Origin of the sequence: Flavobacterium sp. Root186 (assembly GCF_001428525.1) — a bacterium.
Lineage (GTDB): Bacteria > Bacteroidota > Bacteroidia > Flavobacteriales > Flavobacteriaceae > Flavobacterium.
Map to the genome: position 1 here is coordinate 12,321 of NZ_LMHW01000004.1, position 15,549 is coordinate 27,869.

At 33.8% G+C, this 15,549-nt stretch carries 7 protein-coding genes; all 7 read left to right on the forward strand.

Features of this window, described 5'->3' with window-relative positions; genetic code table 11:
• Positions 1 to 13: 13 nt before the first annotated feature.
• Positions 14 to 1,786: a DNA mismatch repair protein gene (locus tag ASD98_RS03160; protein WP_056200126.1), complete on the forward strand. Its 1,773-nt coding sequence runs from the start codon at positions 14 to 16 to the stop codon at positions 1,784 to 1,786.
• Positions 1,787 to 2,334: 548 nt separating this feature from the next.
• Positions 2,335 to 3,345, forward strand: coding sequence for a LacI family DNA-binding transcriptional regulator (locus ASD98_RS03165; protein WP_056200201.1), 1,011 nt, complete (start codon positions 2,335 to 2,337; stop codon positions 3,343 to 3,345).
• Between the two features lie 289 nt (positions 3,346 to 3,634).
• A complete protein-coding gene (locus ASD98_RS03170) occupies positions 3,635 to 6,727 on the forward strand; it encodes a SusC/RagA family TonB-linked outer membrane protein (RefSeq protein WP_242412068.1) in 3,093 nt (1,030 codons plus the stop codon).
• Positions 6,728 to 6,738: 11 nt separating this feature from the next.
• Entirely contained in the window at positions 6,739 to 8,253 is a 1,515-nt protein-coding gene (locus ASD98_RS03175; protein ID WP_056200129.1) for a SusD/RagB family nutrient-binding outer membrane lipoprotein, read from the forward strand.
• 449 nt (positions 8,254 to 8,702) lie between these two features.
• Entirely contained in the window at positions 8,703 to 10,691 is a 1,989-nt protein-coding gene (locus ASD98_RS03180) for a glycoside hydrolase family 2 protein (RefSeq protein WP_056200131.1), read from the forward strand.
• 166 nt (positions 10,692 to 10,857) lie between these two features.
• The gene (locus tag ASD98_RS03185) at positions 10,858 to 13,128 is read left to right on the forward strand and encodes a GH92 family glycosyl hydrolase (RefSeq protein ID WP_056200134.1); all 2,271 of its coding nucleotides are present in this window, start codon (positions 10,858 to 10,860) and stop codon (positions 13,126 to 13,128) included.
• Between the two features lie 136 nt (positions 13,129 to 13,264).
• Positions 13,265 to 15,544, forward strand: coding sequence for a GH92 family glycosyl hydrolase (locus ASD98_RS03190; RefSeq protein WP_056200137.1), 2,280 nt, complete (start codon positions 13,265 to 13,267; stop codon positions 15,542 to 15,544).
• Positions 15,545 to 15,549: the final 5 nt, after the last annotated feature.

Sequence of the window (15,549 nt, forward strand, 5' to 3'; positions counted from 1 at the left end):
TTAAATTTAAAAAATGGAAACATATTTAAGTAAGGTAGAGCATTTTTCAAAAGTTTTTAATCAAACCAGCAAAAGGCACAACAGCATAAGTCTTTTACGGCTTTTAAGCATATTTTTTGTTTTGTTTATGTTGTTTTATTACATCAAAACTAATGAAATAGGGTATGTTGTAACTGCTTTTTTATCTTTTGCCGGTTTTCTTTTTTTAATGCGAATTCATTCGAAATTATCTTTTAAAAGAGAATTGACAAAAGCCATTTTAAAAATCAATGAAGATGAAATATCGTATTTGAAAAGAGAAAAACTTCCCTTTGAAAACGGAATTGAATTCAACGATTTTCACCATCCTTATGCCTATGATTTGGATATTTTTGGAGAACATTCCTTATTCCAAAATTTAAATAGAACGGCCACTTTTATAGGTAAAAAAACATTAGCAGATAAATTATTAAGCTTATCATCTAATGAAATTATTCTTGAAAATCAAGAAGCAATAGATGAATTAAAAAGGAAGATAGACTGGCGCCAGGATTTTGAAGCTCTTGCTATTGTCAGTACTGACAGTAAAAGTTCTTATGACTCATTAATTCATTGGATTTCATTTAAAAATAATCCTTTATCTAAAGTTTTAATTTCACTTTCTATTATTCTTCCGGCACTATTTTTTGGTTTTGTAACAGCCTATTTTATTACTTCAAAAGCAATATTTTTATCTTACGCAACTTATATCTTTATTTTTAATTTAATTGTTTTAGGAAGATCATTCAAACGAATTCAATCTGAAATTGCCAAAGCAGATAATATTGATAAAACAATTAAACATTATAGTTTATTAGTGCAGAAGATAGAATTGGAAAAGTTTGAATCTAAAAAGCTAATTGCATTACAAAAGCAGTTGGTTTCTAAAAATGTATCTGCGAGTTCTCATTTAAAACAATTATCAGAGTTGTTCTCGAGAATGGATACGATAAGTAATTTAGTTACTGCGATTGTTTTTAACGGATCATTTCTGTTTAATCTGCATGTTTTAAAAGCGCTTTTAAAATGGAAAGATGATTATGCGCATGAGCTTGAAAACTGGATTAATATTATTGGAGAATTTGAAGCTTTAAATAGTTTGGCAAATTTAGCATTCAACAATGCAGATTTTGTTTTTCCGGAAATTAATACAGAATATAAAATTGGTTTTGAAAATTTGAGTCATCCGTTATTAAACCCAGCGACGAGAGTAGGGAATGATACACATTTTTATCCTGAATCTTTTATGATTTTGACCGGATCTAATATGTCCGGAAAAAGTACATTTTTACGAAGCTTGGGAATCAATATGGTTTTAGGTGGAATTGGTTCAGTTGTTTGTGCTTCAAAAGCTAATATTCATCCACTTCCAGTTTTAGTTTCAATGCGATTATCGGATTCTCTAGCCGATAGTGAATCCTATTTCTTTGCAGAAATTAAACGTTTAAAACAAATTATGGATGCTCTGGAAGAAAGGCCTGCCTTTGTTTTGTTAGATGAGATTTTAAGAGGAACAAACTCTGACGATAAACGTAACGGAACTATTGAAGTTGTAAAAAAAGTAATTGCCAAAAAAGCAATCGGTGCCATTGCTACACACGATATTGAAGTCTGCTTAACAACCAACGAATACCCGGAAACTTTAACAAACCAGTGTTTTGAAGTCGAAATTAAAAATAACGAATTGCATTTTGATTATAAACTCCGCAGCGGAATCTGTAAAAATAAAAGTGCGACTTTTTTAATGCAGAAAATGGGGGTGATATGATTTTAGAATATAGATTTTAGATTTAATAGCCCGCAGATTTTGCATTTATTATCTTTTTTGTTAAAACACAACCTTGACATTTCGAGGAACGAGGAATCTTCGCAAGTAGTTGCGCAATCTGAGAATACAAAGTTTATAATCCTTTCTCCAAACATTTATAATTTAAAAATAAATATTGAATGCCTAAAGAGTTTTAAAATTCTTTTAGGCATTTTTTATATACAATATTTTCATAAGTTTTTACTTTATTTTTTAAAAGATGCGCAGATTTAGAATAGAATTTTGAAATATTTTTTTTCAAATTAACTGCCAAAAAACAACTTTTTACCCCATCAAAACCTTATCAAATTATCATAAAAGCTACTAAAAGCGTGATAAAAGTCAAAATGACAATAACTGGCTAAAATTCAGTATTTACTGAGTATTATGTTTTATTTTAGCAATAAATTAACGATTAATTAAAAATAAATTTTACTAAAACGTTTTTGTAAGTTTCGTTTGTTATATTTGCGATGTACTAAAATATGCAACAATAAACATAATACTTGATGAAAAAGATTACAATTAGAGATATTGCTAAACAGGCAGAAGTATCTATTTCTACAGTGTCTTTTGTTATCAATGGAAAAGGGGAGAAAATGGCCATAAGTCCGGCTGTGATAAAAAAAGTTCAGGACGTTGCCCAAAAACTTCAGTATAAACCAAGCATGATTGCCAGCAGCTTAAGAACTGGAAAAACAAGATCAATTGGACTAATTGTAGAGGATATTTCGAACCAGTTTTTTGCAGATTTGGCAAGAGTAATCGAAGATGAAGCAAAAAATATAGATTACAGGGTTTTTTATTGCAGTACAGGTGATGATAATGATCGTTCTGAAGAATTGGTACAAAGTCTTCTGCAGGCAAATGTTGAAGGTTTTATTATTACACCAACCAGAAATTTAGAGAAAACAATCGGTATGCTTTTAAAAATGCAGAAGCCAGTTGTATTGATCGATAGGTATTTTGCCAATCAAAAAGTAAGTCATGTTTTAATGGATAATTATGAAGGTTCTTATTCTGCCGTGAAATATTTGATTGAAAAAGGCAGAAAAAATATAGCCGTTGTAAATAATAAATCTGGAATGATCCAGATGAAATTAAGAGAAAAAGGGTATATAGAAGCATTAAAAGAAGAAGGAATTTACAACGAAAATTATACGTTGCAATTAGATTACCACTCGAGTGAAAAAAATAGAATTGATGCGATTATAAATTTTTTTAAAGAAAATCAGGAGATTGATGCCGTATTATTTTTGGCTAACTATCTTGGACTTGCTGGACTTCAGGCTTTTAGGACTTTAAAATACAAAATTCCGGAAGACATAGCCGTTATCAGTTTTGATGATCATGATAGTTTCAAACTGCATACGCCTACGATCTCGGTAATTGCTCAGCCCATAGAAGATATAGCAATTAAATCAATACAACTGCTCATGAGCCAGATGACAAATTATGATGATTTTAAAATTGAAAAAATCCTCAAAAAAGGAACATTGATTGTGAGAGAATCTGTTTAAAATAAATTAAAAATGATAAAAAAAGTTTAGGCTTTTTTTTAGTCATTTTACTAAATCGTTTTAGTGAAAATATTCTTAGATTTTACTGCTGTTTCAGCTGTTTTTATGAGAAATATTTATATAGTAAAAACCTTAAAATAGCTACGTTTTTTTGAATATTCATCGTACTATCAACATGGTTTTTTATCCAAAATTGAGTTCAAAATTTTATTAATTATTTAAAGCAAACAAAACAAAAACACAAACGAAACAAAACAAAATCCAAAACCAATAACCAAAAAGAATGCTTATGAAACGAATATTAGCAGTGTTAGCAATGGTATTGTTGAGCAGCTTAAGTGCTGCAGCACAAAACCGATTAATAACAGGCATAGTAACAGATGCAGAGAACAAAGGAATTGTTGCCGCATCAATCGAGGTTCAAGGAAAACCATTTAGTGCCATTACAGACGCCGAAGGGCGATTTAGAATGAATGTCCCTGAAGGTAAAGTTACCCTAAACATATCTTCTATAGGATTTGAATCGAAGTCAGTAGTACTTCAGGAGAATGAAACAAGAGCTGCTGTTACATTGACAGAAACTACACAAGAACTTAAAGATGTTGTAGTAACCTCTTTCGGGGTGAAAAAACAAAAGAAAAGTCTGGGTTACGCCGTTGGTGAACTTAAAGGCGACGACCTGACAAAAAATAAAGAAATTAACTTAGGAAATGCTTTGCAAGGTAAAATTGCAGGGGTAAATGTTTCTGCACCGGTTACTGGGCCATCTGGTTCAAGCCGTGTTGTTATTCGTGGAGCAACTTCTGCATCAGGGCTTAACCAGCCATTGTATGTTGTAGACGGAATTCCAATTGACAATACACAGCAAGGAAATGCCGGAATGTGGGGAGGTGCCGACAAAGGTGATGGTATGTCTTCTTTCAATCCAGATGATATTGCTTCGATGTCAGTATTAAAAGGTAGTGCAGCTTCTGCTCTTTACGGGTATAGAGGATCAAATGGTGTTATCTTAATTACAACAAAAAAAGGTAAAAACGGAACTGGAATTGGAGTTGATTTCAACACAAACTCAACTTTTAATACACCAGCAAGTCTTTTAAACTGGCAGGATCAATATGGTGCGGGAGCTCCAAATGCTAGCGGCGTTCCAACAAGATTTACCAATCTGCAGGAACTTAGAGATTCATACTATTTTGCCTGGGGTGATAAATATGATGGAACACCTTCTCTTGGTTTAGACGGTACAACCAGACCATACAAAGCATACGGAAAAGATAATGTTGAAAATTTCTACAGAACCGGATATTCTTTCAGTAATACTTTAGCACTTTCCGGAGGAAATGAAACAACTAACTTCAGATTGTCTTTTGGAAATACTAAAGATGAATCTATCATGCCGGGAACTACTTTTGGTAGAAATAACGTGGCTTTGAGTTTAAATTCGTCTCCGAATAAAAGCATAAGTATCGAAAGCAATGCACAGTACATTTCTGAGAAAAGTCATAACAGACCTTATTTGAATGACTCGCCAAGAAACCCGTCTTTCCCAACTACTTTCATGACGCCAGGTTCTGATATTAGATGGTTAAGCAATCCTTACGATGCAAACGGAGGAGAAGAAGATTTCTTAGGAGCAAACGTATATCATACAAATCCTTACTTTGCTACAAAATCACCATTAAACGATGATCTTAGAAAACGTTTTATTGGTTCTGCAAAAGTAACGTACAATATTACAGACAAGATTTATGCTAAAGGGGTACTTGGAATTGATGATATCAACTACGAATACACTGAAATTGAGCCAACTGGAATCAACTACAGCCCAGGCGGATCTATTGAAAACAGAATTGAAACCCGTTCTGAAGTAAATGCCTCTGGTTTCTTAGGATACAAAGGCGATATCGTTAAAAATCTTTCTTTAGATGCTTTTATTGGCGCAAACCGTCAACACAACAGATACAGCGGTATTAAAATGAAAGGAAACAATTTTATTGTTCCATTCGAATATTTCTACGGAAATACACAGCCGGACAAAACAGAAAAATTATTCTCTGAAAGTGAAGTAAACTCTCTTTTTTACTCTGCTGATATAGGATACAAAGATTTCTTATATGTAAGTTTAACAGGTCGTGAAGATTGGTTTTCAACTTTAGATCCTAAAAACAATAGTACATTTTATCCTTCTGTAAGTTCAAGTTTTATTTACTCAGAAGTTATAGGTCTTCCAGAATGGATTTCTTACGGAAAATTCAGAGCTGGCTGGGGTAACGTTGGAGGTGCATTGCCAGAAGCTTATGCTTTAGCATTGACTTATACTACGCCAGACGGACAAACAGATTCTTTAGGACAGCCAATTTTAGGTGTTAATGGAGAAACAATTCCAAACAGAACTTTGAAACCTTACAACGTAAGTACAATCGAATTTGGTTTTGAAAATACATTTTTCAATAACAGAGTTAGTACAGATTTGACATTCTACCACAAGAAAACAACGAATGATATTACAGATGCTGATGTTTCTCAGGCTTCTGGTTACAGAACTACAAAGATCAACGTTGGAGAAATCCTGAACAAAGGGGTGGAGTTTGCTATTAATGTAAAAGCAATAAAAACACCAAGTTTTGCTTGGAGTGTAGGTTATAATTTTGCTTATAATGATAGTGAAGTGATCAGTCTTTCTGATAAAATTACAACAAAATCATTAGAAGGAAACAGAGATGGTAGAGCTAACGTAGTTTTAGAAAAAGGACAGCCTTTTGGAGTTATTAAAGCTTATGATTATTTAAGGGATGCAAGCGGAAATATTGTACTTGATACAAACGGTAAATTCATGAGAGGAGATTTAATTATTGCAGGACAAGGTGTTGCGCCAACTTCAATGGGACTTTCAAATGATTTCTCTTATAAAAACTTCACACTTTCGGTTTTTGTTGATGCTAAATTTGGAGGAGAAATCTATTCTGCTACAAATCAGTTAGGAGCTCGTTACGGATTATCTGAAATCACACTTCCGGGTCGTGAAGGTGGTGTTGCAGTAAGCGGTAAAGATGTTAACGGAAATGCAGTTAACACAACAGTTTCTGCATACGATTACTGGAGAAGTTATAGTGATGTAACATCAAACTTTGTATACGATGCTGATTTTGTGAAACTAAGAGCGATTTCTTTTGCTTATAATTTCCCAAAAATGTTTTTACAAAAAACACCATTTCAGTCTGTTAGTTTAGCATTTTCTGCTCATAATTTATGGACAATTTATGATAAAGTGCCAAACATTGATCCAGAGTCAAATTATTCTAATAGTAATGCACAAGGTATGGAGAGAGCTTCAATGCCATTGACAAGAAATTATGGTTTTGCTCTTAATGTCAAATTCTAATATTTAAAAAGATGAAAAATAGATATATAAAAATATTTTGTGTCGCAATTGTTAGTGCAATGACATTGGCTTCATGCGATAAAGGATTCGAAGAAATGAATAAGAATCCAAATGCTTTAACTGATCCGGCTGTAAAATCAATGTTTACACTTGCTGAGATCTATGTTGACGGACAGGATTTTTCTAACACCAGAGGAAATAATTTATACGCAGCACAAATAGTACAGCAGTTTTCTTCACTTGGAGGCCCAGGTTCAAAATACACCTATTCTTCTGAATATTCAGCGGCTCTTTTTGGAGAAACATACGGGAAAGGATTAAATCAAATTTTCCAATTATTATCTGTAATAGATAATACTCCTGAAAATTCAAACATGATTCAGGCTTGTAGAATCATGAAAGTTTTCTTGTTCCAAAAATTGACTGATACCTATGGTGAAGTTCCTTATTTCGACGCTGGAAAAGGATATAATGGAAACGTTTTTTCTCCAAAATACGATACGCAGGAAGCAATCTACAATGATCTTTTAAAAGAATTAGATGAAGCAGGAACTGCTCTTGATGCAACTAAACCTTTTGTAGGCAATGCTGATTTATATTATCAAAGTGATGTAGCAAGATGGAAAAAATTAGCAAACTCTTTAATGCTTAGAGTAGCAATGCGTTTGTCTAAAGTAAATCCTGCGAAAGCAAAAGAGTTTGTTGAAAAAGCATATTCAAAAGGAGTTTTCACTTCAAATGATGATAGTTTAGTTTTAAAACATGATGCAGGTCCTGCTGGGGTTAAAACAAACCCAATTACTTCTTCATGGGTTAGAAATGACTTAAATGGTGGAGAATCAAACATCAAATTCAGTAAAACATTTATCGATTTGTTGAAAAACACAAACGATCCACGTTTAAGAATTTATGCAAAATTAGAAGCTACTGGAGATAATAATCCGGCAAATCAGCAAGGTTTGGCTAATGATGCTAAAGAATTTCCGGGAGGAGATAAAAAATTATTCTCAGATCCTAATACATCAACAGTATTGCGTTTAGATGCTCCTACATTAATTATGTCTTATGCAGAAGTTCAATTTATATTGGCAGAAGCTTCAGTAAAAGGATGGAATGTTGGCGGGTCTGCACAAACTTATTACGAAAACGGAGTAAGAGCAGCTATGAACATTTTAACGATTTTTGGAGATAAAGTGCCTGCAGTTACACCAGCAGAATATAACACTTACATCACGACGTATCCTTTTAAAACTGCCGGAACAGATGCACAAAAAATCGAGCAGATTATTACACAAAAATGGATTGTTTTATTATTCAATGGTTTTGAAGCTTTTTCAGAATACAGAAGAACAGGTTACCCAATATTAGTTCCGGTTAATGACCCAACGGGAGATACTCAGGGAACTATTCCAAGAAGATTAATTTATGATCAGTCAGAGCTTGTAACAAACGCGGCTAATTATAAAGAAGCAATTCAACGTCAAGGTTTAGATTTAATGACCACTAGAATTTGGTGGGATAAATAATTTTTAAATTGGTTGGTTAGTTAAAATAAGTCGGGTACTGAGCATGCCCGGCTTATTTTTAAATCTCTTTATAAATGGGGTAATAACAATCCGTATTAAACGAGTTTGATTTATTGATTTAAATACCTTTTTTTTCGCAGCCGCAAAGAGTGCTCTGCTGAAAAAGATGGGATTATCTTCAAAAAATAAAAAAAAATCTCAGAACGATACCGATTTTTAAAGTTCATTGATAATCAGAATTAAAAACAACACAAATCAAATTAAAAGCATACATAAGGCAGTAGTAAAAGAAAATATTTCCAGTTGTTTTTTTGAGTTAATAACGAAAAATAAATTCTAAGGAGAAGGAATAACTTTAGTACGTTCAATTCCTTCTCTAAACTGCCAAATGATTAAAATGTTGTACCTTTTTTAGTAACTTTAAAAGGTATAAATAGTATTAGAATAAAATGAATTTTCAAACAAAACTTCTTTGGATAATCTTCCCTTGTCTTTCAAATTTTTCATTGACAGCACTTGCGCAAAATGTTGATTTGAAGAACAATTGGAGTTATCGGGAAGAAAAAACACAAAAGTGGTTTCCAGCGACAGTTCCCGGAGAAATCCATACAGATTTATTAAACAATAAATTAATTCCGGATCCATTTTACAGGGACAACGAAAAAAAATTATTGTGGATAGAACGTAAAAACTGGGAATACAAAACCACATTCAAGGCTTCAGCAGTAATGCTGAAAAAGAAAAACACAGAATTGATTTTTGACGGATTAGATACGTACGCATCTGTATATCTTAATAATCAGCTGGTTTTAAAGGCCGATAATATGTTTCGTCAATGGCGGGTAGATGTTAAAAAAGTAATCAAATCTGGTGATAATAATTTAGTTATAGTATTTCAATCGGCACAAAATGTTGTTGATTCACTTGCTAAAAAAGATTTGCCTTTTAAAATTCCAGATAATCCACGTGCTTACGTTCGTAAAGCGCAGTATCATTTTGGATGGGATTGGGGACCAAAATTCACAACATGCGGAATTTGGAAAACGCCGAGGCTTGAAGCTTATGATGAAAAAACTCCAGAGAAACCATACGTTCTTAATCGCAAAATAGAATTAGTACAAGAACCGGATAGTCTTGGCCGATCTTTTTATTTTAAAATTGATGGAAAACCTGTTTATATGAAAGGTGCTAATTATATTCCGTCAGATGCATTTCTTTCTCGGGTAACCAAAAAAGAATATGAAAAAGTAATTTTATCTGCCAAATATGCTAATATGAATATGCTTCGTGTTTGGGGCGGCGGAATTTATGAAGACGATTATTTTTATGATTTATGCGATAAATACGGCATTAATGTCTGGCAGGATTTTATGTTTGCCGGTACAATGGTTCCCGGAGATAAAGCATTTTTTGATAATGTAAAACAAGAAGTGCAGTATCAGGTAAAACGTCTGCGTCATCATCCAAGTATAGTTTTGTGGTGCGGTAATAACGAATCTGATGAAGCCTTTAAAAACTGGGGCTGGATGAGAAGCATGAAATTGTCAAAACAAGATTCTACCCGTTTGTGGCACGATTACGTTCGTTTATTTCACGATAGTATTCCAAAATGGGTTAAAGAAGTAGATGATAAACGTCCGTATTTAAGTTCTTCGCCTTTACATCATTGGTCTAAACAAAAAAGTATTACGGAAGGTGATAGTCATTATTGGGGTTTATGGTGGGGATTAGAAGATATTGAAGCGACACAGAAAAAAACAGGACGATTTGTGAGTGAATATGGAATGTTGTCTATGCCGAATTATTCGTCTACAGAAAATTTTACATTACCGGAAGACCGACATTTATATTCAGATGTAATAAAAGCGCATCAAAAATCAGGCAAAGGATTTATAAAGCTGAATTCGTATTTGAACCGATATTTTATAGATTCAACCAAAATAAAAAAGATGAATGTGGAAGATTATACCTATTTAACACAGTGTTTACAATATTATTCGATAAAAAATATCGTAGGCATTCATCGATCTAAAGCGCCCTATAATATGGGAACTTTAGTCTGGCAGTTAAACGACTGCTGGCCCGTTGCAAGCTGGAGCATAACCGATTATGATAACCGACAGCCAAAAGCGGCCTGGTATGCCATTCGGGAAGCGTACAGAGATGATAAAACGCCAGAAATTGATCTTACACGCCCAATAGATTTAAAATTAGAAGACCCGAAAATAAGCTGGAAGATAAAAGGAAATAAAGTTATTTTGAAAGCCCAAAAGCGGGCAAAATATGTTTATATTTCCATAAAAGCATATACCGGAAAATGGAGTGATAATTATATAGATTTAGCCGCCGGAGAAGAGAAAATAATTTCATTCGATGGAAAAATTGTTAATCCAGAGATTAAGATTCTTTCTTTATATGAAGTTTTGAAAAAGTACTAATTTAAGGTACAAAGGTTCAAAATAACATAGCGATAAAGGTTTTCCTTAGAGGCGTTCAGCAGTGCGTCTCCGCAAAGAATTAAAAAATATTTGTGTAAATCAGTTTAATCCGTGTCATTTGTGGGCTAAACGATAGACAAACAAACATAAAAAGATTAAAAAATATATGAGAATAGCAATTATCGGCTTCTTGGCTTTAAATCTATTTTTTGCCAATCCAGCAATATCACAGCATAAAAAGGCAAAACAAACAAAACAAACAGACATAAATTACACACAATATGTAAATCCGCTGATAGGTTCAGCAGGTCACGGTCACGTATTTGTTGGCGCTAATGTTCCGTTTGGAGCAGTACAATTAGGTCCGGTAAATGTATTTGAAGGCTGGGATTGGTGCAGCGGATATAATTACGCCAGTAATACAATTTTAGGCTTTACGCATACTCATTTAAGCGGAACAGGAATTGGTGATTTAAATGATATTTTGCTTTTGCCGGTATCAGGAAAAGTGGCACTTAATAAAGGAACAAAAGAAGATATGACAACTGGTTATGGTTCTTATTTCTCTCATAATAATGAGATTGTTAAACCAGGATATTACAGTGTTTTATTAGATAAATACAACATCAAAGCAGAATTAACTGCGAGCGAAAGAGTAGGTTTTCATAAATACACTTTCAACTCAGCCGATGATGCTCATGTTTTACTTGATCTTGCAGACGGAATTGGCTGGGACAGACCCGTAAAAACTTTTATAAGAAAAGTTGATGAAACTAAAATTGAAGGTTATCGTTATTCAGCAGGCTGGGCGGCAGATCAGCGTATTTATTTTGCCATGGAATTTTCTGAACCAATTGCAAATCTTGCTTTATACGACAGTACAGCTGTGGTAAGAGGTCATGGAGGTGAGGGTTTAAAAATGAAAGCAGTATTAGATTTTGCAGCCTTAAAAAACAAACAAATTCTGGTAAAAGTTGGAATATCTCCGGTAAGTTCAGAGAATGCCGCTGCCAATATTAAAGCTGAGATTCCGAATTGGGATTTTGATAAAACAGCAAAAGAAGCCAATTCAAAATGGAACAAAGAACTCAATAAAATTCAGATAAAAGGAGATGAAAAAACAATGAAAGTTTTTTATACTTCTTTGTATCATACAATGTTTGCACCATCGATCTTCAATGATGCTAACGGAGATTATTTGGGAACAGATAAAAAAGTCTACGAAAAAGCAAATTTTACAAACTACACTACTTTTTCGCTTTGGGATACGTATCGCGGTTTACATCCTTTATACACAATTACACAGCCGGAAAAAATTAATGATATTGTTAAATCATTTTTAGCAATTTATCAGCAGCAGGGAAGATTACCGGTTTGGCATTTAATGGGTAACGAAACCAACACAATGAATGGAAATCATTCAATCGCCGTTATTGTCGATGCCTACTTAAAAGGATATCGAGATTATGATACCGAATTGGCTTACGAAGCTATCAAAAAAACAGCCATGCAAACCCGTGACGGAATGGATTATGTTCAGAAATTAGAATATATCCCTGCCGATAAAATGCTGGAATCTGTTGGAAATGCGCTTGAATACGCAATCGATGATTATTGTATTGCACAAATGGCTAAAGCATTAAATAAAACGGAAGATTACGCTTATTTCACCAAAAGAGCCAATTTATATAAGCTATATTTTGATAAAGAAACCACTTTCATGAGAGGTAAATTAACCAATGGAAAATGGAGAACACCATTTAATCCGCTTTCATCGGCACACCGAAAAGATGATTATGTAGAAGGAAATGCATGGCAGTATACTTGGTTAGTTCCTCAGGATCCTTATGGTTTAATCGAATTATTTGGAAGTGAAGAAGCATTTTTAAACAAACTGGATTCTCTATTTTTAATAACCGATAAAGTAGAAGGAGAAGATGTTTCACCAGATATCAGCGGATTAATAGGGCAGTACGCTCATGGAAATGAACCAAATCATCACATTCCGTATTTATATGCTTATGCAGGACAGCCTTGGAAAACGGCAAAATTGATCCGCGAAATAGATGATAAATTTTACTCTACAAAACCAGACGGATTATGCGGCAATGAAGATTTAGGTCAAATGTCGGCTTGGTATGTTTTATCCTCAATGGGATTTTATTCTGTAAATCCTGCAAACGGAATTTACGTTTTAGGAAGCCCGTTAGTAAATACCGCTGTTATTCATCATAAAAAAGGGATTTCATTTACTGTAAATGCGATTAATAATAGTGCAGATAATATTTATATCCAAAATGCAGAGTATAACGGAAAACCGTATACAAAATCATATATCACACAAGAAATGATAGCTCAAGGCGGAGAATTGAAATTATATATGGGAAGCAAGCCTTCCTTAACATTTGGAGTAAAGAAAGAAAACAGACCACTTTAGGATTTTAGATTTTAGAATATAGATTTTAGAAGCAGCATCATTCAGTTTCCTGCAAGATTTTTAAAACCCTGTAGGTATAATTTAGTTTAAAGCTTACAGCCTAAAGCTTAAAGCGTATGGCATAAAAAATAAAATTATGAAAATAAAAAGTTTAATTTTTTTTGGATTAATGCAGTATTGCATTTCTGTAAATGCACAAGTTAAAGAACCCGTAGAATATGTAAACCCGTTAATGGGAACACAGTCGCTGCATAATCTTTCCAACGGAAATACCTATCCCGCAATCTGCAGACCTTGGGGAATGAATTTCTGGACTCCGCAGACCGGTAAAATGGGTGACGGATGGGCGTATACTTATACCGCAGAAAAAATTAGGGGATTTAAACAAACACACCAGCCTTCACCGTGGATGAATGATTACGGTCAGTTTTCAATAATGCCCGTTACAGGTAAACTGGCTTTCGCCGAAGATGAAAGAGCGAGTTGGTTCAGTCATAAAGCAGAAGTTTCAAAACCATATTATTACAGCGTTTATTTAGCTGATTATGATGTGACAACAGAAATAACAACAACAGAACGAGCAGCACATTTTCAGATTACATTTCCTGAAAACGAAAAATCTTCAATTGTTATTGATGCATTCGACAAAGGATCTTATATTAAAATAATTCCATCAGAAAATAAAATTATTGGTTATACAACTCGTAATAGCGGCGGAGTTCCTCAAAATTTCAAAAACTATTTTGTACTAGTATTCGATAAACCATTTGCAGACAATTCAACCTGGACTGACAAAGTGCTGACAAAAGATAAATTAGAAGCATTTGGGCTTCATACAGGTGCAGTAGTTGGTTTTAAAACTAAAAAAGGAGAAAAAGTCAACGTAAAAGTGGCTTCCTCATTTATAAGCCCAGAACAGGCAGAGCTTACTTTAAAAAACGAATTAGGTGCAGCATCTTTCGAAGAAACCTTAGCCCAATCTAAAAACGAATGGAACAAAGTTTTAGGAAAGATTGCTGTAGAAGATACAAACGAAGATCAGCTAAAAACTTTCTATTCCTGCTTATATCGCACCGTTTGTTTTCCACAAAAACAATATGAAATAAACAAAGACGGAGAAATTGTGCACTACAGCCCCTATAACGGAAAAGTTCTGCCTGGATATATGTATGCAGGAACAGGTTTTTGGGATACATTCCGTGCGTTATATCCTTTGCTAAATTTAGTTTATCCCTCTATCAATAAAGAAATGCAGGAAGGTTTAATAAATGATTATAAAGAAGGTGGATTTTTACCAGAATGGTCTAGTCCGGGTTTTAGAAATGTTATGGTGGGAAATAATTCTGCCTCTGTAGTTTCTGATGCTTATATAAAAGGATTACGCGGTTATGATATTAATACCTTATATGAAGCTTTACAGCACGGAGCCAATAACGAAGGCCCGCTAGAAGCTGTAGGTAGAAAAGGAGTACAGTATTACAATACTTTAGGATATGTGCCTTATGATGTTGAGATTAATGAAAATGCAGCCAGAACGCTTGAATATGCTTATGATGATTTTGCAATCTGGAAATTAGCAAAAGCCTTAGATCGTCCGAAAAAAGAAATCAATCTGCTTGAAAAACGAATGATGAATTACAAAAAGCTATTTAATCCATCTATCGGATTAATGAGCGGGCGAAATAAAGATGGCAGTTTTCCACCCAATTTTAACCCTTTTAAATGGGGAGACGCTTTTACAGAAGGAAACAGCTGGCATTACAGCTGGAGTGTATTTCATGATATTCAAGGTTTAATTGATTTGATGGGCGGCGAGAAAAAATTTGCCGCAAAACTAGATGCTGTATTTACAACACCTCCGGTTTTTGATGATAGTTATTACGGAGCAGTTATTCATGAAATACGAGAAATGCAAATCATGAATATGGGACAGTATGCACACGGAAACCAGCCTATTCAACATATGATTTATTTATACAATTATGCAGGCGAGCCTTGGAAAACACAATACTGGTCAAGAGAAGTAATGAACCGTTTGTACAAACCAACTCCTGATGGATATTGCGGAGATGAAGATAATGGACAGACTTCTGCCTGGTATATTTTCTCTGCAATGGGATTTTACCCGGTTTGTCCGGCAACTGAAGAATACGTTTTAGGTGCACCATTATTTAAGAAAACAACTTTACAGCTTGAAAACGGAAAACAGCTTATTATTAATGCCCCAAATAATTCAGATGTAAGCAAGTATGTAAATGAATTGAAATGGGATAATGCAACTTATACTAAAAATTATATCAACCATTTTGATGTATTAAAAGGTGGAGAACTGAATTTTGATATGACAAGTTCTCCAAATTTAAAAAGAGGTACGACATCAGAGGCGTTTCCATATTCTTATTCAACTTCAAAGTAAAATTT

What these genes read in the sequence shown, in the direction of transcription:
- ASD98_RS03185 (WP_056200134.1), top strand. Translation starts at nt 10,858, where the DNA reads ATGAGAATAGCAATTATCGGCTTCTTGGCTTTAAATCTATTTTTTGCC.
- ASD98_RS03165 (WP_056200201.1), top strand. Translation starts at nt 2,335, where the DNA reads ATGAAAAAGATTACAATTAGAGATATTGCTAAACAGGCAGAAGTATCT.
- ASD98_RS03180 (WP_056200131.1), top strand. Translation starts at nt 8,703, where the DNA reads ATGAATTTTCAAACAAAACTTCTTTGGATAATCTTCCCTTGTCTTTCA.
- ASD98_RS03190 (WP_056200137.1), top strand. Translation starts at nt 13,265, where the DNA reads ATGAAAATAAAAAGTTTAATTTTTTTTGGATTAATGCAGTATTGCATT.
- ASD98_RS03170 (WP_242412068.1), top strand. Translation starts at nt 3,635, where the DNA reads ATGAAACGAATATTAGCAGTGTTAGCAATGGTATTGTTGAGCAGCTTA.
- ASD98_RS03175 (WP_056200129.1), top strand. Translation starts at nt 6,739, where the DNA reads ATGAAAAATAGATATATAAAAATATTTTGTGTCGCAATTGTTAGTGCA.
- ASD98_RS03160 (WP_056200126.1), top strand. Translation starts at nt 14, where the DNA reads ATGGAAACATATTTAAGTAAGGTAGAGCATTTTTCAAAAGTTTTTAAT.